The 21,922-nt window shown below is 58.9% G+C and carries 24 protein-coding genes; 10 read left to right on the top strand and 14 right to left on the bottom strand.

Features of this window, described 5'->3' with window-relative positions; translation table 11 throughout:
* Positions 1-48 precede the first annotated feature (48 nt).
* Both ACM6IV_RS03770 and ACM6IV_RS03765 read right to left on the bottom strand, forming a co-directional pair.
* A complete protein-coding gene (locus tag ACM6IV_RS03770; RefSeq protein WP_064116616.1) occupies positions 49-777 on the bottom strand; it encodes a carbonic anhydrase in 729 nt (242 codons plus the stop codon).
* A 237-nt stretch (positions 778-1,014) separates the two neighbouring features.
* Positions 1,015-2,073 (bottom strand): PA0069 family radical SAM protein, encoded by a 1,059-nt coding sequence (locus ACM6IV_RS03765; protein WP_414868785.1) that lies wholly within the window; start codon positions 2,071-2,073, stop codon positions 1,015-1,017.
* Positions 2,074-2,293: 220 nt separating this feature from the next.
* On the opposite strand from ACM6IV_RS03765, the gene ACM6IV_RS03760 reads away from it, so the two are divergent.
* Entirely contained in the window at positions 2,294-2,596 is a 303-nt protein-coding gene (locus tag ACM6IV_RS03760; protein WP_414868784.1) for a hypothetical protein, read from the top strand.
* Positions 2,597-2,665: 69 nt separating this feature from the next.
* Here the strand turns inward: ACM6IV_RS03760 and ACM6IV_RS03755 are convergent, their stop codons facing one another.
* Genes ACM6IV_RS03755 through ACM6IV_RS03745 form a run of 3 tightly spaced genes read right to left on the bottom strand, consistent with a single transcriptional unit; the run spans position 2,666 to position 6,513 of the window.
* The gene (locus tag ACM6IV_RS03755; RefSeq protein ID WP_414868783.1) at positions 2,666-3,967 is read right to left on the bottom strand and encodes a c-type cytochrome; all 1,302 of its coding nucleotides are present in this window, start codon (positions 3,965-3,967) and stop codon (positions 2,666-2,668) included.
* Between the two features lie 12 nt (positions 3,968-3,979).
* Positions 3,980-5,764: a GMC family oxidoreductase gene (locus tag ACM6IV_RS03750; RefSeq protein WP_414868782.1), complete on the bottom strand. Its 1,785-nt coding sequence runs from the start codon at positions 5,762-5,764 to the stop codon at positions 3,980-3,982.
* Positions 5,765-5,766: 2 nt separating this feature from the next.
* Positions 5,767-6,513: a gluconate 2-dehydrogenase subunit 3 family protein gene (locus ACM6IV_RS03745; RefSeq protein WP_414868781.1), complete on the bottom strand. Its 747-nt coding sequence runs from the start codon at positions 6,511-6,513 to the stop codon at positions 5,767-5,769.
* Positions 6,514-6,815: 302 nt separating this feature from the next.
* Between ACM6IV_RS03745 and ACM6IV_RS03740 the strand changes: the two genes are divergently transcribed.
* Positions 6,816-7,460 carry a tyrosine-protein phosphatase gene (locus ACM6IV_RS03740; RefSeq protein WP_414868780.1) on the top strand — a complete coding sequence of 215 codons (645 nt, stop codon included), beginning with the start codon at positions 6,816-6,818 and terminating at the stop codon, positions 7,458-7,460.
* Here ACM6IV_RS03740 and ACM6IV_RS03735 read toward each other — a convergent pair.
* The 3 genes from ACM6IV_RS03735 to prlC form a co-directional block, all read right to left on the bottom strand.
* Positions 7,438-9,501, bottom strand: a complete 2,064-nt coding sequence (locus ACM6IV_RS03735) for a M3 family metallopeptidase (RefSeq protein ID WP_414868779.1) — start codon at positions 9,499-9,501, stop codon at positions 7,438-7,440. The genes ACM6IV_RS03740 and ACM6IV_RS03735 overlap by 23 nt on opposite strands.
* A 115-nt stretch (positions 9,502-9,616) precedes the next feature.
* The gene (locus ACM6IV_RS03730; protein ID WP_414868778.1) at positions 9,617-9,904 is read right to left on the bottom strand and encodes a YheV family putative zinc ribbon protein; all 288 of its coding nucleotides are present in this window, start codon (positions 9,902-9,904) and stop codon (positions 9,617-9,619) included.
* On the bottom strand, positions 9,901-11,952 hold the full coding sequence (gene prlC / locus ACM6IV_RS03725; RefSeq protein ID WP_414868777.1) for an oligopeptidase A: 2,052 nt from the start codon (positions 11,950-11,952) through the stop codon (positions 9,901-9,903). The genes ACM6IV_RS03730 and prlC overlap by 4 nt, the downstream gene beginning before the upstream one ends.
* Before the next feature lie 88 nt (positions 11,953-12,040).
* On the opposite strand from prlC, the gene ACM6IV_RS03720 reads away from it, so the two are divergent.
* Both ACM6IV_RS03720 and ACM6IV_RS03715 read left to right on the top strand, forming a co-directional pair.
* Positions 12,041-12,586 (top strand): gamma carbonic anhydrase family protein, encoded by a 546-nt coding sequence (locus tag ACM6IV_RS03720; protein WP_414868776.1) that lies wholly within the window; start codon positions 12,041-12,043, stop codon positions 12,584-12,586.
* Between the two features lie 28 nt (positions 12,587-12,614).
* Positions 12,615-13,265, top strand: a complete 651-nt coding sequence (locus ACM6IV_RS03715; RefSeq protein ID WP_414868775.1) for an HAD family hydrolase — start codon at positions 12,615-12,617, stop codon at positions 13,263-13,265.
* A gap of 93 nt (positions 13,266-13,358) precedes the next feature.
* On the opposite strand, the gene ACM6IV_RS03710 is transcribed toward ACM6IV_RS03715, so the two are convergent.
* A complete protein-coding gene (locus ACM6IV_RS03710) occupies positions 13,359-14,441 on the bottom strand; it encodes an aminopeptidase (protein WP_414868774.1) in 1,083 nt (360 codons plus the stop codon).
* A gap of 60 nt (positions 14,442-14,501) precedes the next feature.
* Between ACM6IV_RS03710 and ACM6IV_RS03705 the strand changes: the two genes are divergently transcribed.
* Positions 14,502-14,924: a hypothetical protein gene (locus ACM6IV_RS03705; RefSeq protein ID WP_414868773.1), complete on the top strand. Its 423-nt coding sequence runs from the start codon at positions 14,502-14,504 to the stop codon at positions 14,922-14,924.
* 40 nt (positions 14,925-14,964) lie between these two features.
* On the top strand, positions 14,965-15,384 hold the full coding sequence (locus tag ACM6IV_RS03700; RefSeq protein ID WP_414868772.1) for a hypothetical protein: 420 nt from the start codon (positions 14,965-14,967) through the stop codon (positions 15,382-15,384).
* 6 nt (positions 15,385-15,390) lie between these two features.
* Here the strand turns inward: ACM6IV_RS03700 and ACM6IV_RS03695 are convergent, their stop codons facing one another.
* Together ACM6IV_RS03695 and ACM6IV_RS03690 are read right to left on the bottom strand one after the other, a co-directional pair.
* Positions 15,391-15,630 carry a DUF1161 domain-containing protein gene (locus ACM6IV_RS03695; protein WP_414868771.1) on the bottom strand — a complete coding sequence of 80 codons (240 nt, stop codon included), beginning with the start codon at positions 15,628-15,630 and terminating at the stop codon, positions 15,391-15,393.
* Positions 15,631-15,888: 258 nt separating this feature from the next.
* Positions 15,889-16,320 (bottom strand): OsmC family protein, encoded by a 432-nt coding sequence (locus ACM6IV_RS03690; RefSeq protein WP_034152273.1) that lies wholly within the window; start codon positions 16,318-16,320, stop codon positions 15,889-15,891.
* Positions 16,321-16,561: 241 nt separating this feature from the next.
* Here ACM6IV_RS03690 and ACM6IV_RS03685 point away from each other — a divergent pair, with 241 nt between their 5' ends.
* Positions 16,562-17,563, top strand: coding sequence for an LLM class flavin-dependent oxidoreductase (locus tag ACM6IV_RS03685; RefSeq protein ID WP_414868770.1), 1,002 nt, complete (start codon positions 16,562-16,564; stop codon positions 17,561-17,563).
* Positions 17,564-17,813: 250 nt separating this feature from the next.
* Here the strand turns inward: ACM6IV_RS03685 and ACM6IV_RS03680 are convergent, their stop codons facing one another.
* Both ACM6IV_RS03680 and ACM6IV_RS03675 read right to left on the bottom strand, forming a co-directional pair.
* Positions 17,814-18,038: a DUF1161 domain-containing protein gene (locus tag ACM6IV_RS03680; protein WP_414868769.1), complete on the bottom strand. Its 225-nt coding sequence runs from the start codon at positions 18,036-18,038 to the stop codon at positions 17,814-17,816.
* Positions 18,039-18,164: 126 nt separating this feature from the next.
* Positions 18,165-18,380: a dodecin gene (locus ACM6IV_RS03675; protein ID WP_414868768.1), complete on the bottom strand. Its 216-nt coding sequence runs from the start codon at positions 18,378-18,380 to the stop codon at positions 18,165-18,167.
* A gap of 157 nt (positions 18,381-18,537) precedes the next feature.
* On the opposite strand from ACM6IV_RS03675, the gene ACM6IV_RS03670 reads away from it, so the two are divergent.
* A complete protein-coding gene (locus ACM6IV_RS03670; protein ID WP_007911686.1) occupies positions 18,538-18,864 on the top strand; it encodes a DUF883 family protein in 327 nt (108 codons plus the stop codon).
* Here ACM6IV_RS03670 and ACM6IV_RS03665 read toward each other — a convergent pair.
* Positions 18,837-19,754, bottom strand: coding sequence for a LysR family transcriptional regulator (locus ACM6IV_RS03665; RefSeq protein ID WP_414868767.1), 918 nt, complete (start codon positions 19,752-19,754; stop codon positions 18,837-18,839). The two genes, ACM6IV_RS03670 and ACM6IV_RS03665, sit on opposite strands and share 28 nt — an antisense overlap.
* Before the next feature lie 114 nt (positions 19,755-19,868).
* Between ACM6IV_RS03665 and trpB the strand changes: the two genes are divergently transcribed.
* Positions 19,869-21,101: a tryptophan synthase subunit beta gene (trpB, locus tag ACM6IV_RS03660; protein ID WP_414868766.1), complete on the top strand. Its 1,233-nt coding sequence runs from the start codon at positions 19,869-19,871 to the stop codon at positions 21,099-21,101.
* On the top strand, positions 21,101-21,913 hold the full coding sequence (trpA, locus tag ACM6IV_RS03655) for a tryptophan synthase subunit alpha (RefSeq protein WP_414868765.1): 813 nt from the start codon (positions 21,101-21,103) through the stop codon (positions 21,911-21,913). Before trpB ends, trpA begins: the two co-directional genes overlap by 1 nt.
* Positions 21,914-21,922: the final 9 nt, after the last annotated feature.

Here is a 21,922-nt window from a genome sequence, read left to right as displayed (position 1 = left end):
CCGCTGAAACAGCGGCCGGCGTCAAACCACACGGATTGTTAGGAAGATTTAGAAGCGCGCTTTAGGCGTCGCCACCGGAATCGGATGGCTACCGTCAAGCGGCAGGAAACGTCCCTGATCCGCGTCGTAAGCTTTGATTTCGCTGGTTTCGATGTTGTAGACCCAGCCATGGATGAACAGATGACCGTTCGCCATGCGCGAGGCTACCGAAGGATGGGTACGCAAGTGCTGCAACTGGGCGATGACGTTTTCCTCGGTGAGGATCGGCATGCTTTCTTTTTCGTCGGCGCAATGACAGTTGTCATGCACCATGGTTTTCGCGACTTCGGCGTGGCGCAGCCAGGCTTTGACTGTCGGCATCTTTTCCAGGCTGTCCGGGTTGAGTACCGCACGCATGGCGCCGCAATCGGAGTGGCCGCAAATGATGATGTGCTGCACGCCCAGCGCCAGCACCGCGTATTCGATCGCGGTGGACACGCCGCCGTTCATCTGGCCGTAAGGCGGGACAACGTTGCCGACGTTGCGGGTCACGAACAGATCGCCCGGCGAACTCTGGGTGATCAGTTCGGGGACGATGCGCGAGTCGGCGCAAGTGATAAACATCGCTTTGGGCGCTTGGGCCGTGGCGAGTTTCTTGAAGAGTTCTTCCTGTTGGGGAAAAACTTCATGATGAAAATGCAAAAAGCCGTCAACGATCTGTCGCAGCGCTGCATCGGCGGATTCCGCTTCAGGGGTTTGCGCCGACGCAGCCAGCGGCTGTTTATCCTTGTCACTCATGATTCATCCTCTTAGGCGGATTCAGGGAGTCTTCCCCGGTATTCCGGTATGAAGCCAGTGGCTGTTTAAAACATCCGGGTCATCCCGACCCGTCAGTCACTCGATGAACAAGGTAGCCGCCGAAACTTAACTCAAACTGAATCAAACGCTCTAGAACGTGTGTTCCAGGTCACAAAAAATGTGACTGAGTGTTTTCGGCGCAAGGATTCCAACCCTTCAACCATAGGCCAATTGTCTCTAAATCAACGACATCTGGCGACCCGGCGGACAGAAGGCTGTGCAATCGAGGTTGTAGCCTTCGCGACGATTGAGGCCCAGACGCTTGATGGCTTTGGCAAATCGTTGCGCGAGCAGATCGGCGAATACCCCTTCGCCGCGCATCCGAGCGCCGAAACGGCTGTCGTAGAGCTCGCCGCCGCGGCTCTGGCGGATCAGGCTCAGTACATGTGCCGCCCGTTGCGGGTAATGCGCTTCTAACCATTCCTCGAACAGCGGTGCCACCTCCAGCGGCAGGCGCAGCATCATGTACGCCGCGCTTTGCGCGCCTGCCGCATGAGCCTCGGTCAGCAGACTTTCGATTTCACTGTCGTTGATCATTGGGATCATCGGCGAGCACAGCACCCCCACTGGAATTCCCGCTTCGCGCATCACCCGTATGGCGCGCAACCGCGCTTTGGGCGCAGCGGCACGCGGTTCGAGGATGCGTTTGAGTTCGTCATCGAGCGTGGTCAGGCTGATCATCACCGCCACCAGCCGTTGCTGCGCCAGTTCGGTGAGCAGGTCGAGGTCGCGCAGAATCAGCGAGCCCTTGGTGACGATGGTCACTGGGTGCTTATAACGCAGCAGCACTTCGAGGGTCTGGCGGGTGATTTTGTGTTCGCGTTCGATCGGCTGATACGGATCGGTGTTGGAGCCCAGATTGATCGGTGCACATTGATAGCCTTTTTTCCCGAGCTGTTCCTCCAGCACCTGGGCGGCGTTGGTCTTGGCAATCAGCTTGGTTTCGAAATCCAGCCCCGGTGACAGGTCCCAATAGGCGTGGCTGGGCCGCGCGTAGCAATAGATGCAGCCATGCTCGCAGCCACGGTAGGGGTTGATCGAGCGGTCGAAGGGCAAGTCCGGAGAGGTGTTGCGGGTAATGATGGTTTTGGCGGTTTCGATCATCACTTCGGTGCCCTGGGTCAGCGGCACTTCCTGATACCAGCCGTCGTCCTCGGCCACCGAACGGTTCGGCGCGAAACGGTTGTGCGGGTTGCTGGCGGTGCCGCGACCGCGAGGCGGCAGAGGGTTGATCATTGGGCAGGCTCCTGATCTGTATATGCATACAGTACCCGAGCAGGCTCGCTGTGATCCAGTACCGTTCAGCGATGAAGTACTTCCGGACAGAAAAGTTATATATGTTCCAAGTTTAAATACAATCCGAGATACACATGCTCCGTTGTCGTGCCAAGTTATCGATTATAGTCTTGGCTACTCCATCGGCACTGGCCGGTAATTAAATTAAAAGGATTTAATCATGTCTTATCTCAACCAACGTGGTGTATTTTTGCAGTTGATGCTGCCGAATGCTTCTGAGCCGAATACTGTTGTTTCCATGCAACTGGCCCGTAAGGAACTGGGCTGGAACGCCGAGGAAGAAATCCCCACCGAGGGGCTGGTCGATTCGATCTACGTGGTGGCGGTATCCAGCGACCATGGCAAGACATTCACTATTCGCAACAACAAGAAAGATGTGGACGGTGATGGCGATATTGATAACGACGACAAGGCGAAGTTGATAGCCCTGGCCAAGGCTTATGTAAGTATCGTCAATCCGTAAGTTTGAAGTTTGCTGCGATAATCGCTAATAAAAAACCCTGCATGAATGATTCATGCAGGGTTTTTGTTTTTAACGATGATCGGTGACTTGGCCAAGATCATCGGTGGACGTAGTTTTCATATCGTCACTGCGCAACCCAGCCACTTCTTTGGCGCTGACCGGCGCGCCTTGGTTGCCCCAGCTGCCCCGGATAAAACTCACCACATCCGCCACTTCCTGGTCCGAGAGGCGCCAGGCGAAGCCGGGCATGGTGAAGGTCGAGGGTGCCGTGTGCGTGGCTGGCAATGTGCCGCCCTTGAGCACGATGTGGATCAGTGAGGTCGGGTCTTCCGATTGCAGCACCGGATTACCCGCCAGCGCCGGGAACACCCGGGTGTAACCGTGGCCATCGGTGCGATGGCACGCCGCGCAGTTGTCGATGTACACCGCAGCGCCTCGCTGACTGTCGTCACCGTTCCACAGCGCTTTGGCCGCTTTCTCATCGTACTGATGTGGCTGATCATTTGGATCGGTGGCCGGCAGTGACTTGAGGTAACGGGCAATCGCAGTCAGGTCGGCGTCGGTCATGTATTGCATGCTGTGGGTGACCACGTCGCTCATGCCGCCGAACACCGCGCTGCGATCGCTGCGCCCGGTCTTGAGGAATTGCACCAGTTGCTCTTCGCTCCAGCTGCCCAGACCATCCTTGTGATCGCCGCGCAAACTTTTGGCGATCCAGCCTTCCAGCGGCGCACTGCCGGCGAGGAAGGTGGTGCCGTCAGTGGCGCTCAGGGATTTTTCCTGCATGGTCAGGGCACGTGGCGTATGGCAGGCACCGCAATGGCCGAGGCCTTCGACCAGATACGCACCACGGTTGATGACGGCGTCGTCACCGCTTGCCTTGTAGTCCTCGACCTTCGGCGCAAACATCCAGCGCCAGCCCATCAGCGGCCAGCGCATGCTGAGTGGCCATGGAATGTCACTGGCCTTGTTCTCTTGCGCCACCGGTTCTACGCCGTGCATGAAGTACGCGTACAACGCTTGCATGTCGGTTTCGCTGACACGGGCGTAGGACGGATACGGCATTGCCGGGTACAACGTACTACCGTTTTTGGCGACGCCATGGCGCACGGCCTGGTCGAAGTCGGCGAAGCTGTAATCACCGACGCCGGTTTTGTCCGGAGTGATGTTGGTCGAGTAAATCGTGCCGATCGGGGTTTCCATCGGCAGGCCCCCGGCGAACGGCTTGCCGCCCTTGGCGGTGTGGCAGGCCACGCAGTCACCGGCGCGGGCGAGGTATTCGCCCTGTTTGATCAAAGTTTGATCAACTTCAGCCGCATGCAGTGAGGCACTGCCGAGCAGCACCAGGGTCGCGATAACGAGAGTCTTCATGGTCATCGCTCCTTAAGCCTGAACCAGCGGGCCGGGGTTTTTCAGGTACTGCTCGCGGATCGCCTTCGCCGACCAGTAGGTCAGTGCGGCCACCAGACCGGTCGGGTTGTAACCCAGGCCTTGCGGGAATGCCGAAGCGCCCGGAACGAAGACGTTGTGCACGTCCCAGCTCTGCAGGTAGCGGTTCAACGCGCTCTTCTTCGGATCGGTGCCCATGATCGCGCCGCCGTTGAGGTGGGTGGTCTGGTAAGAGGCGGTGTTGAAGTGATCGCCGACTTGCTTGCCGATCACGGCAATGGCTTTCGGTCCCATCGCTTCGGCGACCTTGCCCATTTTCTCGACCATGAAGCGGTTCATCTTGATGTCGTTTTCCTGCCAGTCGAAGGTCATCCGCAGCAGCGGCAAACCATAGGCATCGCGGTACACCGGATCGAGATCGAGGTAGTTGCCGCGGTAGGACTGATGCGCGCCGTGGGCGTCCATCGACACCTGATGGGTGTAGTAATCGGCCGTCGCGCGTTTCCACGCACTGCCCCAGGCCGGAGTGCCCGGCGGGTTCGAGGTGCCGGCAATCGGCCGACTGCCAGCCTGGTTGACCCACATCGGCGAGCCGCCGACGAAGCCGTGCGGGCCGTGGTCGAAGTTATCGGCGTTGAAATCGTCCAGCGCAACGCCGTTGCCACCAGCGCCGATAAAGTTGTTGGTGTGGGTGTCTTTGTCGAAGAACGCCTTGATGGTCGCCATGTTCTGGTAGGCGAAGTTACGCCCGACCACGCCTTCGCCGCTGATCGGGTCGTACGGCTTGCCGATGCCGGACAGCAGCATCAGACGCACGTTGTGCAACTGGAAGGCGCCGAGGATCACCAGATCCGCCGGTTGCTCGATCTCACGACCCTGGCCGTCGATGTAGGTCACGCCGGTGGCTTTGGATTTGCTGCTGTCGAGATTGACCCGCAACACGTGCGAGTTAGGCCGCAGTTCGAAATTCGGCAGCGGTTTCAATGCCGGGAGAATGTTCACGTTCGGCGAGGCTTTCGAATACATGTAGCAAACATAACCGCTGCAGAAACCGCAGAAGTTGCAAGGGCCCATCTGTGCGCCGTAAGGGTTGGTGTAGGGCCCGGACGTATTTGCTGACGGCAGGTTGTAGGGTTTGTAACCGACCTCTGTAGCCGCTTTACCGAACAGCTGTGCGGACACCGTGTTTTTCTGCGCCTCCAGCGGGAACGGATTGGAACGATCCGGCGCATACGGGTTGCCGCCCTTGCCCTGACCGACCAGTTGGCCCTTCACCGTCCACGCCTGGCCGGAGGTGCCGAAGACTTTTTCGGCGAAATCGAAAAACGGTTCCAGCTCTTCATAGCTGACGCCGAAGTCCTGGATGGTCATGTCCTTGGGGATAAAGCTTTTGCCGTAGCGCTCTTCGTAGTGGCTGCGCATGCGCAACTCGATCGGATCGACGCGAAAGTGCACGCCCGACCAGTGCAAACCGGCGCCGCCCACGCCATTACCCGGCAGGAACGCACCTAATTGGCGGTTCGGCAAGGCAACGTCGTTGACGCTGTGGCGGATGGTGACGGTCTCTTTGGAGATGTCCTGAAAGAGTTTCTTCCGCACGCTGTAGGTAAGTTCGTCAATCACCTGTGGATAGTTGCCGTCGGGGTACGTGTCCTGCATCGGCCCGCGTTCCAGCGCCAGCACGTTGAGACCTGCTTCGGTCAGCTCCTTGGCCATGATCGCGCCGGTCCAGCCGAAACCGACGATCACTGCGTCAACCTTCTTCATTACCGTTGCCATGCTTACGCCCTCTCGCCGCGAATCGAAACTGCCGGGAAGGGGTATTGCTCGTTGCGTTCCACCCAATCCATGAAATCGGCGCGGGCGCCGGGGAAACCGATCATGGTCCAGCCGACCATGCCTTTGTTACCGCCATGGATCGGGTCGCAGAAGAACCCTTCCTTGGTGTTTTGCAGCAGCAAGTTGAAAAAAATCTTCGCTGGAACAGCGTCAAACTGCGGTTTTCCGGCTTCAAGTTGTTTGAGCAAATCGTCTCGGGTAGCGCTGTCTTGCTCAGCAAATACTTTACCGTTAAGGGATTTTGCCCACTGATCCGTAGCGGCGATGCCGAGGCGATAGATTTCTTTGGGCACCAGTTTGCTCTGCCAGCCCATCTCTGGCGCAGCGTCTGCATTGAACGGGCCTTGCATGAACCACAGAGCGCCGGCGGCATAGGGCGTGTTCATCTGGCGGTCGATGTATTCCGGCACACCGGCTTCAAGCGCGCCTGGGCCTTGGGCATCGTTAGGGATCAGCTGGGCGACGGCGGCATTGATGAATGCCCATTCCTCAGCGGTGAAATAGCTCGGCTGGTAAACACCGGCATCCGCGCGAGTGGGTTGCGGCGCGGATGCCGCCGGTGTGGTTTCGGGGGCCGCTTGCAGGACGCTGCTGCCCAGACCGCTGCCGGCCAGGGTGACCACTGGAATCAGGGTCAGGGATTTGCGCAAAAACTCACGCCGCGGGTTGTCTCGACTTTCATCAGACATGGGGTGCACCTCATCAGGCATCAGGAGTCGCCGTTTCTGCGAACGGCTTGAAGATTTTTCGTCGCGACGTGACGGGATGACCCGGAAAAGGGGGACGCGTCTGCAACATCGTGTGACAAATGGTAGCAGGCTAAGCTTCGAGATGAACCGGTTTCTCGGAAAAAAACACCGGGTTTCCGCGTTGCGGTGAATGAAACCGTGCCGATTCACGATTCTTTGACAAGCGCCTCACGGGGCTTTGACCGCTCAACGCCGAAGCTGCGCTACCTCTCCTCGATGAATCCCGACACGGTTATCCCAGCATGTTCCGAGTGCGTTTGTTTCCTGCTTTGTGTTTATCGCTTGCAGCGCTGTTGCATGGGCTGCCGGCCCAGGCTGAGGCCACAGCGACGGCCCGTCCCGCGGACTGGGCGCAACCGGTCGAAGTGCAATACAACCTGTTCCAGATATCGCCGACGCTCTACCGCAGTGCCTTGCCCGATGGCGGCGCGGTGCCGTTGCTGAAAAATCTCAGAGTCGCCACGGTGATCAACTTTTTGCCGGAGGCGGACAGCAGCTGGCTGTCCGAACCGGGCATCAATCAGGTGCAACTGCCGTATCGCACCAATCACGTTGACGACGCCGATGTACTCAAAACCCTGCGGGCCATACAGGCTGCCGAAGCCAACGGTCCGGTGTTGATGCATTGCAAACACGGCTCCGACCGCACCGGTCTGATGGCGGCGATGTACCGCGTGGTCGTGCAGGGCTGGAGCAAAGAGGACGCATTGAGCGAAATGACTCAGGGCGGCTTTGGTGACAGTACCCATTTCAAGGACGGCATTCGCTACATGATGCAGGCCGATATCGACAAACTGCGCACGGCGCTGGTCAATGGCGATTGCAGTACCAGTGCCTTCGCCACGTGCTCGATGAAAAGCTGGTTCAAATCTGCCAACGTCGAGTGACCGCACTGTCCATTTGCGTCACCGACGTCAAATGACCAGTGTCGGAGGGATGACCGAGGAAGAGGGCAAGGGCGTCCAACAGCGAGTGAGCGTCGCCCGGCGAGAAAAATGCCTCGCGGAACGCCTTGCCAGTCTGCGCATTGAACACGCCTTCGCGCTCGAATCGTTTGAAGGCTTCGGTGGCCAGCACACCTGACCATTTGTAAGCGTACACAGAGGCTTCGTACCCGGTTGCCAGATAGTCGAAGCTATTGGCGAAACGGCAATTCACGGGCAGTTTGAGCAGTGGCAACGCTCGCAGTACGTCTTCAAACACTTGGGATATCCCGCGGCCGTCACCATAAGTGCTGTGCAGTTCAAAGTCGAACAGGGCACCCAGCAGTAACATCGCGGTTTCTCTGCTGGTGTATACGTCCTGAGCGGCCAGCACGGTCTGTACTTGTGCTTCGCTCAACCGTTCGCCGGTTTGATGATGTGACGCCAACCACAACAGAAACTCGGGCGACAGGCACCAGTGTTCAAAAAGCTGTCCGGCAAACTCGACAGCGTCGCGGCCCGCACCGGCGATCCCGGACAGATTCAAATGCGGCGAACGTGTCAGAACCTGTTGCAGGCAGTGCCCGAACTCATGGAACAGCACCCGCAGGTTTTCGTGGGAAAGCAGGCACGGATGTTCGTCGGTGGGCATGGTGAAATTGCTGTACAGGATCGCGATCGGCAGTGACAGCTGTCCTTCAGCATCTACATGTCGATTGCGTAGTGCGCCGGTCCACGCGTAATCCTGGGCTCCACTGCGATGAAACGGGTCGACGTAGATATAGCCGATCACTTGATCGTGTTCGCTGATCTCAAACAGACGGATCTGCTCATGCCAGCGATCGTATTCGGTCTTTTCGCGGATCCGGATGGCGAACAGGTGTTCGCAGAACACACAGAGCCGCCGCAATACGCCGTCGAGCGGAAAATACTCAGGCAACGTCTTGAGTGCAGTGCTCATGGCACTCTGGCGTAACTGTTCGACCAAAAACGCTTGGTCCCAAGGCTGTATTTCGCCCAGGCCCTGTTCGTTGGCAACGGTTTGCAAGGTTTCGGCGTCCCGCGCCATTTCCGGGAGGAGCAGCGCGATTTGCCGCTGCAGAAACGCCTGCACTTGCGCCGTTGAGTCAGCCATGCGGTTTTCCAGGGTCAGTTGTGCGAAATTCTCGAACCCCAGCACTGTGGCCTTTTCATGCCGCAGCGCCAGCAACTGATTGATCACCGGCTCGTTATCGAATTGATTCGCCTGCGGACCCTGATCCGAGGCCTGGGTACACCAGGCATGAAAATACTCCTCGCGCAGCGCCCGGTTTTTCGCGTGTTTCATGACCTGATGCCAGGTGTTCTGATCCATGGTCAACCGCCAGCCTTTGCGTCCCGACGCCTGGGCATTGCGCGCCAGGTGTGCAACGGCAGCAGGGGATAATCCGTCGAGGATCGCGACATCGTCGATATCTTTGCTCCACGCGGCGTTGGCCCTCGCCAGATTGCTCATGAACAGTTGTTGCAGGCGATCGATATCCTGATTCAAACGGCTCAGCTTCTGCTTCTGTGCAGGCGGCAGGTGAATCCCGGACAGACGAAACCGCCGCAGGATCTTGTTCAGCGAAGCGGTTCTTGAGGGGTGGAAACTGGCGGCAATCGAACTCTTCGCCAAGCGCTGATAGGTCTCGAATAACGCCAGATTGGCGGATTGATCTGATTTGTAGCGGGCGGCGGCGAAGCTGCTCAGGGCGCTCTGCTCTATCCAGGCGCGATCCTCGCTGTGGATCGCCGCGAGGGTTTCAATAATGGCGATCGTCGAGTTCAGCCGGGCATCGGCTTCATCCACAGCGATGACCACGTCATCCCAGTTTGGATGTTCGGTCTGGCTGGCGATCACCTGCGCGATGATCTGGCGGTTGTCGGCCACGATCGTTTCGACCGCCGGTAGCAGATGTTCGGCGTGCACCGAAGACCACGGTGGCAGAGTCCATTGGCGTAAAAGCGGATTGATGTCAGGCATGGCGTCTTCCTTGAAGTATGGCTGGAAGTGCCAGCCTAGGCAGGAAGCGCGGGGTGAGGGTGGTAGATAGTTACCACCTTCCTGCGCCAACCGCAGGAAGGTGGGGTGAGACGTTTTACTCGTCGGTCTTTTTCTTCAGCTTCGGATTCGGGAAGAACTGCACCGCCTGTACCGTCTTGTCCGGCGCAGGTTTGTTCAGCGCGCTGGTGTTGACCCGCGTGCCCAGTTCTTTCGGTACCGACAAGCCTTGTTCGTTCAGCGTATCCGAATAACCGCAAGCCACACATTCGCGATGCGGCACGCTGTCCTCGTTCCACATCATCAATTTGTCCGGCTCGCTGCACGCCGGGCAGACGGCCCCGGCGATAAAGCGTTTTTTGGTAATCACAGGTGCCTCACTCATGCTGCCGCGTCCTCACTCAGGCCGCTGTGGCGCAAGAGTGCGTCAATCGATGGCTCTCGGCCACGGAAGTCGACGAACAGCACCATCGGCGCCTGCGAACCGCCGCGAGCCAGAATGGCTTCACGGAAGGCTCGACCGGTTTCAGCGTTGAGCACGCCGTCCTCTTCAAACCTGGAGAAGGCATCCGCCGACAGCACTTCAGCCCACTTGTAGCTGTAGTAGCCGGCCGCGTAGCCGCCAGCGAAGATGTGCGCGAAGCTGTTCGGGAAGCGGTTGTAGGCTGGCGGACGCATCACCGACACTTCGTCACGTACGCCCTCGAGCACTTGCAGCACGCTGCGGCCGTCACCGTGGGTGGCGTGCAGTTCGAAGTCGAACAGCGAAAATTCCAGCTGACGAACCATCATCAGGCCGGACTGGAAGTTCTTCGCCGCGAGCATTTTTTCCAGCAGGTCCTGCGGCAGTGGCTCGCCGCTTTCGTAGTGGCCGGAAATCAGCGCCAGGCCTTCCGGCTCCCAGCACCAGTTTTCCATGAACTGGCTTGGCAGCTCGACCGCATCCCATGCCACACCGTTGATGCCGGAAACGCCGGCGTGATCAACCCGGGTCAGCAGGTGATGCAGGCCGTGGCCGAATTCGTGGAACAGCGTGGTCACTTCGTCGTGGGTCAGCAGCGCAGGCTTGCCGCTGTCGGCCGGGGTGAAGTTGCACACCAGGTTGGCCACCGGGCTTTGCAATACGCCGTCAACCGTGCGGCGACGGTCGCGGGCGCCGTCCATCCATGCCCCGCCACGTTTGTTGGCGCGGGCATAGAGGTCGAAGAAGAAGCGGCCGACGTGCTGGCCGTTTTCCTTGATTTCGAACAGGCGCACGTCCGGATGCCAGGTGTCGAAGCCTTTCTGCTCGGCGATTTCGATGCCGTATAGACGCTGAACGATGGCGAACAGACCGCTCAGCACCTTATCGATCGGGAAGTAGGCGCGCAGGGTTTCCTGCGCAACGCTGTAGCGTTGTTCACGCAGCTTTTCACCGTAGAAACCGCTGTCCCAGCTTTGCAGGTCGGCGCAGCCCTGTTCGGCGGCGTAGGCACGCAATTGTTGCAGATCCTGCGCGGCGAACGGTTTGCTGCGCTTGGCCAGATCGCGCAGGAAACTCAGCACCTGATCGCTGGATTCAGCCATTTTGGTGGCCAGGCTCAGTTCGGAGAAACTGGTGAAGCCCAGGAGTTTGGCCAGTTCCTGGCGCAGGTCGAGGATCTCTTCCATCACCGGGCCGTTGTCGTTCTGGCCGGCGTTCGGGCCTTGATCCGAGGCGCGGGTGCAGTAGGCGGCATAGACTTCTTCACGCAGCGCGCGGTCTTGCGCGTAGGTCATTACTGCGTAGTAGCTGGGGAATTCCAGGGTGATCAACCAGCCGTCGAGGTCTTTAGCCTGTGCGGCGGCGGCCATTTGCGCCTTGGCCGAGTCGGTCAGGCCGGCGAGGGCGGCCTCGTCGGTGACGTGCTTGGTCCACGCTTGCGTGGCGTCGAGCAGTTGATTGGAAAAGCGGCTGCCCAGCTCGGACAGTTTGCTCTGCACTTCGGCGTAGCGCTTCTGTTCGGCTTCCGGCAGGTCGATACCCGACAGACGGAAGTCACGCAGGGCGTGTTCCAGAATAGTCTTTTGCGCCACGTCGAAACCGGCGGCTTCCGGGCTGTTGGCCAATGCCTCATAGGTCTGGAACAGCTCGCGGTTCTGGCCCATCTCGGTAGAGTAGGCGCTCAAGGCCGGCAGGCACGATTCGTAGGCTTCGCGCAGTTCGGCGCTGTTGCACACGGCGTTGAGGTGGCTGACCGGACTCCAGGCAGCGCCGAGGCGATCATTGAGTTCGTCCATCGCCAAGACCAGACCGGCCCAGGTCGGTTTCTCAACTTGAGTTTTGAGGATTTCGGCGATGGCGGCGCGGTTGTCGGCCAGGATCGTTTCGATGGCCGGCAGGACGTGTTCGGCACGGATCGTGGAGAACGGTGGCAGGTCGTAGGACTGCAGAAGAGGGTTGTTCACGCTCACGGTTGGCACCTTGGCTGGGGAAACATTGCCCCATCTTAATTACAATCGGCATTCACCGCAGCTATCGGCGACAGAGAGAGAAATTATCGTGTCCGTTCGCAAGTACCAGAATCACACCCCAAGCCTTGGCAAAGGCGCGTTTGTCGACGGCTCGGCGGTGGTAATCGGCGACGTCGAAATCGGTGAAGACAGCTCGGTCTGGCCGCTGACCGTAATCCGTGGCGACATGCACCGCATCCGCATCGGAGCACGCACCAGCGTGCAGGATGGTTGCGTGTTGCACATTACCCATGCCGGCCCGTTCAACCCGGACGGCTTTCCGCTGCTGATCGGCGATGACGTGACCATCGCCCACAAGGTCATGCTGCATGGCTGCACTGTCGGCAGCCGTGTGTTGATCGGCATGGGCAGCATCGTCATGGACGGCGCGGTGGTCGAGGACGACGTGATCATCGGCGCGGGCAGTCTGGTGCCGCCGGGCAAGCGTCTGCAAAGTGGCTTCCTTTATGTCGGCAGCCCGGTGAAACAGGTGCGAGCACTCACCGACAAGGAAAAAGCTTTCTTCACCTACAGCGCGGCGAACTACGTGAAGCTCAAGGACCTGCATTTGGCCGAAGGCTACGGCCAGCTCTGAATCGCCTTACACCTGCTCAGGATTTCTCATGCATTACCAGACCGTACTGTTCGACCTCGATGGCACCCTGACCGACCCGCGTGAGGGCATCACCCGTTCCATCCAGTTCGCCCTCGCCAGGCTCGGCATCGACGAGCCGGACCTGACCAGACTGGAACATTTCATCGGCCCGCCGCTACTGCAGGCGTTCATGCAGTTTTACGGTTTCGATGAGGCGAAAGCGTGGCAGGCGGTGAATTTTTATCGCGAGCGCTTCAAAGTGACGGGCCTGTACGAGAACCGTGTGTTCGATGGCGTCACGCCGTTGCTGGAAACCCTCAGTGGTCAAGGCCGGCAGCTGTATATCGCCACTTCCAAGCCGTGGGAATTTGCCCGCGAGATCGCCCGGCATTTCGACTTCGCCCGGCATTTCAAAGTGATTTACGGTAGCGAGCTGGATGGCACGCGGACCGACAAGGTTGAGTTGATTGCGCATTTGATAACGGAAGAAGGGCTGGATCCGGCGGATACGCTGATGATCGGTGATCGCAAGCACGACCTGATCGGCGCTCGCAGCAATGGGCTGGATGCGGCGGCGGTCGGTTATGGCTTTGGCAGTTTTGAAGAGTTGAGTGCCGAGGCGCCGGCTTATCACTTTGAAACGCTGGCCGAGTTGCATCAGGCATTTCTGCGGCGCTGATCAGATGACTATCGCGAGCAGGCTCACTCCTACATTTGGAACGCATTCCCCTGTAGGAATGAGCCTGCTCGCGATGACGCCCTTTCAGCCACCTCAGGCTTGCGCATCTGCCAACGCTTTCAGCGCCGCTTTACGCTCTTTCACCGGCAGCTCCCCCAACTCCTCAACCTCAGCATAAAATCTCAGCCAATCCCCGCCGACCTGCCTGAACAGCGCCGCAAACGCCGGCACCCATTGGTCATACAACCCAAACGGCAACAACCGCGCATTGTTCAACGGCGCACTCACCCAAGCGTCATAGCGTTTGTCCCCGGCCCACTGACTATCCCTCATCAGCCGATAATCCCGGCGAAACTGCTCGAACTCCGCCGCTTTGCGTTCGCGCATCTGCTCAACCGGCATTGACTGCGCATAGAGCTTCTCCAGTCGTGAGCGGGTATCGAGTACCAGCTCAATAAACTGATCGCGCTGCTTCAGCCGTGAATCGGTGTCCGCCGGCAAGCCACGAAACGCCCGCCACTGCCGCGTACCTTCCTGCTCGACAAACGTGGCAAAGGATTCGTTGAACTCGGTGTCGTCCTTCACATAGAAGCGTTGATGCGCCAGCTCGTGAAAGATCAACGTGGCCAGGCGCTCGTCACCCCAGCCCATCATCGAATTGAGGATCGGGTCGTTGAACCAGCCGAGCGTTGAATAAGCTTCGACACCGCCAATCGACACGTCCATCCCTTGCAAGCGCTGGATCGCCGCCTCGCCCCGCGCAGCGCTCTGGCTGTAGTAACCGCGATAGGCGACGCAGCCGGCAATCGGGAAGCAATGGTTCTGCGGCGTCAGGGAGAACTCTTGGGTGGCGAACACATTCCACACCACGTACGGGCGATGGATGTCGGCGTACAGGCGATAGCTCTGGTTATCCGGCAAGTGCAGATGCTCGCTGGCGAAAACCCGAGCCTTTTGCGACTGAGCCAGGTGTGTCCGCAATTTCGCGTCCCGGCCTGGATCGGCAATGACTTTTTCCACAGGCTCGCGTGCCCGCAGCAATTGCAGTTGGCCGCTGGCCAACTGGCCGTAATAGCTGATGCTGGCGCAACCGTTGAGCAACAAAAACAACACACCCGGAAACAAAATCCGAAAAACGCGATCAAGTAACCCAAGGCTTGGAAACGGCCTGATCAAAATAAGAAATCCCCCCGGAGAGTCTGTCCGCAAGACTATCCCGCCTTAAGGAGCACCGCTATGCGCATGTTGATGCTGTCAGGAGGCCTGCTGACACTGGCCGGTTGTGCCGGATTCGGAATGCCCGACCCGGATCCTTCGCAAGCCTGGATCGATCTCGATGCCCGGCAACAGGATACGGCGCTGCAAGCGCTGCAAGTCGATACCCAGGCGGCCGTCGACAAACGCTATTTCGAAGTACAACCCGGCAGCCATGAGCTGAAGGTGCGTTATCAGTTTCCGGTCGAGGCGACCAACATCGGCCCGGATGCCGAACCTCTATGGCGCGATTGCCAGTTGAGCGTGAAATTCAAGGATTTCAACGCTGGCCAGCGTTATCAGTTGCAGGCCGGCAGTATCGGTTTCCGCCCTTGGGCCAAGCTCTATGACGAGCAGCGCAAAGTGGTAGGCCAGGGCACGCCGGCAGGCTGCCAGCGCACCTGAACGGCGCTATGCTGAGTGTTCACATCCGTGGACATTCATCATGCGCACGTTGCGGTTGCTGTTCGTTTTCAGTGTTTTGGCCGGTTGCCAGACGCCGTTGCCTCCTGTCGATCCGCACATGGCCTGGGTCGACTTTTCGACGCCGACACCCGGCGGCAAAGTCCTGATGGCCGAGCGCCTCGACAAACAACGACTGAATGACGGGCGCTTCTTTCAGGTCACTCCCGGCAGCCACGAATTGCGCGTGCGGTTCGATTTCGAAGTGTTCGGCGGGGGCGGCAGTTTGATGAACGGTCCGGTGGAGCGGCTGTGCTACCTGTACATCCGCTATGACCATTTCGAGGCCGGGCAGCGTTATGTGCTGGAGGGGCGTTCGCTGGCATTCACCCCGAGTGCCCGGCTGTACAACGCCAAGCGCGAAATCGTCGCCGAAGATTACGACTACGACTGCATTATCTGAGGCGACTCAGCTGTCGTTCTTCTGATAGATGATCGCTTTGGAACCGTTCTCACAGGAACCGACCACCATGGCGATGTCATGTTTTGCGGCTTCTTCCTTGCTGACGATTTCCAGTGTGTAAGACGGCACGGCTTTGGCCTGAATCTTTACTTCGATTTCTTTTTTCAGTTCTTCGCAGTCTTTGGGTGCCGCAATGACAGAAGTGGCCAGTGCACTGCAGAGAATCGCCAAGCCAATACGTTTCATGAGTGAAGCTCCCTGAGGCAGCGCGCACGGGCGTGCGCTGAAGCTGCTGTGATTGATTCGACCATATTTTTACCGCGAGGGTTCTGACTTCGCTCACAACTTGTGTTTACGGTTTCAGATTTGCAGTGACTTTCAGATTGCTATCGCGAGCAGGCTCACGCCTACAGGGTTCTCCGCTGTTCACAATTGCTGTGCCCGCTGGAGATCAACTGTAGGAGCGAGCCTGCTCGCGATAGCGTCAGACCGGTCAGCGTCGAATCAACTGACCAGCGAAGCCTCAAGGGTAATCTTCGCGTTCAGCACTTTTGAAACAGGGCACCCTTCCTTGGCCTTGTTGCTCAGTTCCTCAAACTGCGCCTGAGTCGCCCCCGGGATTTTCGCTTTGAGGATCAGCTTCACCGCGGTGATCGCGAAGCCGCCATCCACCTGGTCCAGGGTCACTTCAGCCTGAGTATCAATGCTGTCGGCCTTCAGGCCCGCATCGCCGAGAATCATCGAAAACGCCATGGAGAAACAGCCGGCATGCGCCGCGCCGATCAGCTCTTCCGGGTTGGTGCCTTTGCCGCCCTCGAAGCGCGCCTTGAAGCCGTACGGTGCTTCTCTGAGGACACCGGTTTCAGTGGAGATCGAGCCGATGCCGGTTTTCAGATCGCCTGCCCAATGCGCGGATGCTTTCTTCACGATAGCCATGTCTGCCTCCTCAAGATCTGGCGCGGAAACGCCGCGCCTTCGTGGTTTTACTTGCAAGGCTTCTGAGGATAGACGCGGGAACAAAGTTCAGCCTGGCTGAATCGTTGACTTTTTTAGTAGGAAATTTCATCGCTGCTATTGAAACTCGGGTATATGCCCTCATTGCACAAAACACGCTTATGAATTCGGCAGGTTCTCGTTCGCAAGAAAAACCTGCCTCCTCACTCGGAGACGCAGGTTTATGAAACAACTGTCCGACGTAAAATTTTCCACCCTTGATCTGGTGCCAGTGCGCGAGAACGGCAGCCCGGCGCAATCGCTGCGCAACTCGCTGGACCTGGCGCAGCATGTCGAGAAACTCGGCTACACGCGGTTCTGGGTGGCTGAACACCACAACATGGATGGCATCGCGAGTTCCGCCACCTCGGTGTTGCTCGGTTATCTGGCGGGCGGGACGTCGACCATTCGCGTCGGCTCCGGCGGGGTGATGCTGCCCAACCATGCGCCGCTGGTGATCGCCGAGCAGTTCGGCACCCTCGAAAGTCTGTATCCGGGGCGGATCGACCTCGGTCTGGGCCGCGCGCCGGGCTCCGATCAGATGACTGCCAGGGCCTTGCGCCGCGAGCGCTCCGGCAGCGCCGATGATTTCCCCGAAGACGTCGCCGAACTGGTTCGCTACCTCGGCCCGCGCACGCCGGATCAGCGCGTGATCGCGATGCCGGGCACCGGGACCAATGTGCCGATCTGGCTGCTCGGCTCCAGCCTGTTCAGTGCACAGTTGGCCGGTGAGCGCGGCTTGCCATACGCCTTCGCCTCGCATTTCGCCCCACGCTTCATGCATGAGGCGATTCGCGTCTATCGCAATCACTTCAAGCCGTCGGCGGTGCTCGACAAGCCGTACGTGATGCTGGGTGTGCCGCTGGTGGCGGCGGATACCGATGAACAGGCCGATTACCTGGCGACGTCGGTGTACCAGCGCATTCTCGCGTTAATGCGCGGGCAGAGTCTGGTGCAGCGTCCGCCGGTGAAAACCATGGACGGCCTGTGGCTGCCGCATGAACGTGAAGCCGTCGGCGATTTCCTCGGTCTGGCGATGGTCGGCAGCCCGCAGAAGATCCGCGCCAAACTTGAAGTGCTGGTCGAGCAGACCCAGGCCGATGAGTTGATTTTCACTTGTGATCTGTATGAACACGCCGACCGCGTGCATTCGTACGAGTTGTTGGCGCAGGTGATGAAGGGCTGAAAAGCCCCTCACCCTAGCCCTCTCCCGGAGGAAGAGGGGACTGATCGAGTTGGATGTTCGAAATACATCGACCTGAAAAATCGAGTCGAACTCACGGTCTGAACAATCCCCGATCGGCTCCCTTTCCCCCTCTACCCCTTGGGGGAGAGGGCTGGGGTGAGGGGGTTCGATTTCAAACTCACCAGAAATCTCAAATCCCGGACACAAAAAAGCCGACGCCTTCACGTCGGCTTTTGTATTTCAGGCGCGATTAACCGCGCTTGTAGACGATTTCCTTGGCTCCGCCTTCGCAGGTGCCAACGACGTCGCCACCAGCGGCTGCGCCCTTATCGACAATCTCCAGCGAATACCCGGAAACACCCTTGGCATCCAGCTTCGCCGCAATCTCGCTTTTCAGCTCTTCACAAGGCTTGCCGGCAGCAAACGCACCACCCGCAAGGCTCAACAACCCTACTGCCAATATGAACTTCTTCATCGGTCGCACTCCTGGTCGGATTGAAAGAGGCGGGCATCGAGCGTTCACCCGATGCACCCACCCTGTAGCGCATTGCCATTCCTATGGCACTCGGCCAGCGCGCAAGTTCAGAAGACTAGACCAAACTCAGCTGCTGGCAATCTTGAAGCCGATCTTGAGTGTCACTTGAAAGTGCGCAGCCTTACCGTTTTCGATATGGCCACGGGTCTCGGTGACTTCAAACCATTCCAGATTGCGAATGGTCTTGTTTGCTTCAGCAATTGCGTTATTGATGGCGTCTTCGATGCTGGTTGTAGACGAACCGACCAGCTCGACTTTCTTGTACGTGTGATGGTCACTCATAACGATCTCCTAGGCGTGTGGAATTGAGACTAGCAGTGAATCTGCACTGTTGATTTCGGTGGCGGCGCGCAGGCGAAGTTCAGATTTTCTGCACTTTCTCAAACCGCTGAAGTCCCAACCAACACACGCCACTCATCACCAATGCAGGAGAGCCACCATGGCCAACACCTCTTTACGTAAAGCCTCGTTGCAAAGCATGGAAGCCGAGATCGAGAGTCTGCTCAAGTCGTTGGAAAGCCTGAAGGACGACGCTTCGGACGAGTCGCGCAAGACCCTCAAGGCGCTGAAAAGCAATGCCGAAAGTGCGCTGAAACACTCGCGCCACCTGCTCAGCGATGCCTATGAAGAAGTCAAAGTGAAAACCCGCGAAACCGGGATCGCCACCCGTGATTACGCGCAGGAACATCCGTGGACGACGGCCGGTGTGGCAGTCGGTGCGATCGGCCTGCTCGCGGCTTACTTGCTGTTCAAACGCGGCGAGTGATCCGTCTGGCGCAGCTCGTTCTTGAGCCATTGCGCCAGTTGCCGGGCGCGCCCGTCTGCGGCGCGTTTGGGTAGCCACAACGCCAGTTGCGCCGGGGTTTCACAGAAGCCCCACGGCGCAACCAGGCGACCAGCCTTCAAATCTTCCGTCACCAGCGGCTCCGGCGCGATCGCCACACCGAGACCTGCCACTGCTGCTTCCAGCAAATAATATAAATGCTCAAAACCTTGCCCGAGCTTCAACGCTTTCGCGTCGAGGTGGTTTTGCTGTGCCCAGCTTGGCCAGGCTTGTGGGCGAGAGGTGGTGTGCAGCAGCGGTTCATTAAACAGCGCCGAGGTTGGCGCGTTTTGCAGGCGTTGATAGCCGCTGAACAGCGGGCTCATCACCGGGCCAATGCGTTCCGCAGCGAGTTCGTAAACCTGCATATCCGCTGGCCAGGGTGGTTCGGCGAACAACAACAAAGCGTCCAGTCCCGGGCGACGAGGATCGAGATCGCCTTCACCCGCCGACAGATGTAGACGCAAGTCCGGCAGATCCGCATTCAACCGCCCCAGGCGCGGAATAAACCAGCGCGCCAACAGACTTCCTGAGCAACCCAGCACGAACGGCGCATCGGCGGTGCTTTGCGTCAGCTCTGCACAGACGCTGCGCAACCGGTCGAACGCTTCGCCACTGGCATCGCGCAAACGCACACCGGCATCTGTGAGTTTCAAGCCGCGACCGTCCTTGGCGAACAGACTGACGCCGAGGTGTTCTTCAAGCACTTTGAGCTGACGACTGACCGCCCCATGGGTGACGTGAAGCTGTTCGGCGGCCTGACTGACGCTGTTCAGCCGGGCGGTGGCTTCGAATGCGCGCAAGGCGTTCAGCGGGGGAAGGTCGTGGCTCATGGTATCTGTGAGTTTTCCTGACAGGTTGTGGCGATCTTATCGGTTTTCAGCTTAGAAGGTCAGGGGTAGAGTGGTCGTCATTGTCTTTTCATCCGAATTCACCTGGAGCGACTCATGACCCAGACGTCGAACACCTCTGATCTGCGCAACGGCCCGGACGATAACGGCCTGTTCGGCGCCTTCGGCGGCCGCTACGTGGCAGAAACCCTGATGCCGTTGATCCTCGATCTGGCTCGGGAATACGAAGCGGCCAAGGAAGATCCGGCATTCAAAGAAGAATTGGCCTACTTCCAGCGTGACTACGTCGGACGTCCAAGCCCACTGTATTTCGCCGAACGCCTGACCGAGTTCTGCGGCGGCGCGAAGATTTATCTCAAGCGCGAAGAGCTGAACCACACCGGCGCGCACAAGATCAACAACTGCATCGGCCAGATCCTGTTGGCGCGGCGCATGGGCAAGAAACGCATCATCGCCGAGACCGGCGCCGGTATGCATGGCGTAGCCACGGCCACCGTTGCTGCACGTTTCGGTCTGGATTGCGTGATCTACATGGGCACCACTGACATCGAACGTCAGCAGGCCAACGTCTTTCGCATGAAGCTGCTGGGCGCTGAAGTGATTCCGGTCGTGGCCGGCACCGGCACTCTGAAAGACGCGATGAACGAAGCGCTGCGTGACTGGGTGACCAACGTCGACAGCACCTTCTACCTGATCGGCACCGTGGCCGGCCCGCACCCTTATCCAGCAATGGTTCGCGACTTCCAGGCCGTGATCGGCAAGGAAACCCGCGATCAATTGCAGGCTCAGGAAGGTCGACTGCCGGACAGCCTGGTGGCGTGCATCGGCGGTGGTTCCAATGCCATGGGCCTGTTCCACCCGTTCCTCGACGACAAGGGCGTTGAAATCATCGGTGTTGAAGCGGCCGGTTACGGCATCGAAACCGGCAAGCACGCCGCGAGCCTGAACGGCGGCGTTCCGGGTGTGTTGCACGGCAATCGCACGTTCCTGCTGCAGGACGACGATGGCCAGATCATCGACGCCCATTCGATTTCCGCCGGTCTCGATTATCCCGGCATTGGCCCGGAGCACGCCTGGTTGCATGACATCGGCCGCGTTCAATACACCTCGGTGACCGACGACGAAGCCCTCGACGCGTTCCACAAATGCTGCCGCCTGGAAGGGATCATTCCGGCACTGGAAAGCGCCCACGCCCTGGCTGAAGTGTTCAAACGCGCACCGAAGCTGCCGAAGGATCACCTGATGGTGGTCAACCTGTCGGGCCGTGGCGACAAAGACATGCAGACCGTCATGCACCATATGGAACAGTCCAAGCAGGAGAAACACTGATGAGCCGCCTGCAAACGCGTTTTGCCGACCTCAAAGAACAGAACCGCGCCGCGCTGGTGACTTTCGTCACCGCCGGTGATCCGGACTACGACACCTCGCTGGCGATCCTCAAAGGTTTGCCGGGTGCTGGCGCCGACGTGATCGAGCTGGGCATGCCATTCACCGACCCGATGGCTGACGGCCCGGCGATTCAACTGGCGAACATCCGCGCCTTGGGCGCCAGGCAGAACCTGACGAAAACCCTGCAAATGGTTCGCGAGTTCCGTGAAGGCAACAGCGACACCCCGCTAGTGCTGATGGGTTACTTCAACCCGATCCACATGTACGGCGTTGAGCGCTTCATCGCCGATGCGAGAGAGGCCGGCGTCGATGGCCTGATCGTGGTCGACATGCCGCCTGAGCACAACGCCGAGCTGTGTGACCCGGCGCAGGCTGCCGGTCTGGACTTCATTCGTCTGACCACGCCGACCACTGATGATGCGCGTTTGCCGAAGGTCCTCAATGGCAGTTCCGGTTTCGTTTATTACGTGTCGGTTGCCGGTGTGACCGGTGCCGGTGCTGCAACGCTGGAGCACGTTGAAGAGGCCGTGACCCGTCTGCGTCGTCATACCGATTTGCCGATCAGCATCGGTTTCGGCATCCGTACGCCAGAGCAAGCGGCGTCCATCGCGCGTCTCGCTGACGGTGTGGTGGTGGGGTCGGCACTGATCGATCACATCGCCAACGCGACTACACCGGACCAGGCCATCGACGGCGTATTGAGCCTGTGCTCGGCACTCTCCGAAGGCGTACGTAAGGCCCGTGTCAGCTGAAGGTAAAGT

It is taken from the genome of Pseudomonas sp. IT-347P, from assembly GCF_949768005.1.
Classification (GTDB): domain Bacteria; phylum Pseudomonadota; class Gammaproteobacteria; order Pseudomonadales; family Pseudomonadaceae; genus Aquipseudomonas.
The sequence above is the reverse complement of the archived record's forward strand: the minus strand, read 5'-3'. Positions and strand labels throughout refer to the sequence as shown.

Bases quoted from the DNA above. Each gene is read 5' to 3' on its own strand.
- ACM6IV_RS03770 (WP_064116616.1), bottom strand. From the start codon at position 777: ATGAGTGACAAGGATAAACAGCCGCTGGCTGCGTCGGCGCAAACCCCT.
- ACM6IV_RS03765 (WP_414868785.1), bottom strand. From the start codon at position 2,073: ATGATCAACCCTCTGCCGCCTCGCGGTCGCGGCACCGCCAGCAACCCG.
- ACM6IV_RS03760 (WP_414868784.1), top strand. From the start codon at position 2,294: ATGTCTTATCTCAACCAACGTGGTGTATTTTTGCAGTTGATGCTGCCG.
- ACM6IV_RS03755 (WP_414868783.1), bottom strand. From the start codon at position 3,967: ATGAAGACTCTCGTTATCGCGACCCTGGTGCTGCTCGGCAGTGCCTCA.
- ACM6IV_RS03750 (WP_414868782.1), bottom strand. From the start codon at position 5,764: ATGGCAACGGTAATGAAGAAGGTTGACGCAGTGATCGTCGGTTTCGGC.
- ACM6IV_RS03745 (WP_414868781.1), bottom strand. From the start codon at position 6,513: ATGTCTGATGAAAGTCGAGACAACCCGCGGCGTGAGTTTTTGCGCAAA.
- ACM6IV_RS03740 (WP_414868780.1), top strand. From the start codon at position 6,816: ATGTTCCGAGTGCGTTTGTTTCCTGCTTTGTGTTTATCGCTTGCAGCG.
- ACM6IV_RS03735 (WP_414868779.1), bottom strand. From the start codon at position 9,501: ATGCCTGACATCAATCCGCTTTTACGCCAATGGACTCTGCCACCGTGG.
- ACM6IV_RS03730 (WP_414868778.1), bottom strand. From the start codon at position 9,904: ATGAGTGAGGCACCTGTGATTACCAAAAAACGCTTTATCGCCGGGGCC.
- ACM6IV_RS03715 (WP_414868775.1), top strand. From the start codon at position 12,615: ATGCATTACCAGACCGTACTGTTCGACCTCGATGGCACCCTGACCGAC.
- ACM6IV_RS03705 (WP_414868773.1), top strand. From the start codon at position 14,502: ATGCGCATGTTGATGCTGTCAGGAGGCCTGCTGACACTGGCCGGTTGT.
- ACM6IV_RS03700 (WP_414868772.1), top strand. From the start codon at position 14,965: ATGCGCACGTTGCGGTTGCTGTTCGTTTTCAGTGTTTTGGCCGGTTGC.
- ACM6IV_RS03695 (WP_414868771.1), bottom strand. From the start codon at position 15,630: ATGAAACGTATTGGCTTGGCGATTCTCTGCAGTGCACTGGCCACTTCT.
- ACM6IV_RS03690 (WP_034152273.1), bottom strand. From the start codon at position 16,320: ATGGCTATCGTGAAGAAAGCATCCGCGCATTGGGCAGGCGATCTGAAA.
- ACM6IV_RS03685 (WP_414868770.1), top strand. From the start codon at position 16,562: ATGAAACAACTGTCCGACGTAAAATTTTCCACCCTTGATCTGGTGCCA.
- ACM6IV_RS03680 (WP_414868769.1), bottom strand. From the start codon at position 18,038: ATGAAGAAGTTCATATTGGCAGTAGGGTTGTTGAGCCTTGCGGGTGGT.
- ACM6IV_RS03675 (WP_414868768.1), bottom strand. From the start codon at position 18,380: ATGAGTGACCATCACACGTACAAGAAAGTCGAGCTGGTCGGTTCGTCT.
- ACM6IV_RS03670 (WP_007911686.1), top strand. From the start codon at position 18,538: ATGGCCAACACCTCTTTACGTAAAGCCTCGTTGCAAAGCATGGAAGCC.
- ACM6IV_RS03665 (WP_414868767.1), bottom strand. From the start codon at position 19,754: ATGAGCCACGACCTTCCCCCGCTGAACGCCTTGCGCGCATTCGAAGCC.
- trpB (WP_414868766.1), top strand. From the start codon at position 19,869: ATGACCCAGACGTCGAACACCTCTGATCTGCGCAACGGCCCGGACGAT.
- trpA (WP_414868765.1), top strand. From the start codon at position 21,101: ATGAGCCGCCTGCAAACGCGTTTTGCCGACCTCAAAGAACAGAACCGC.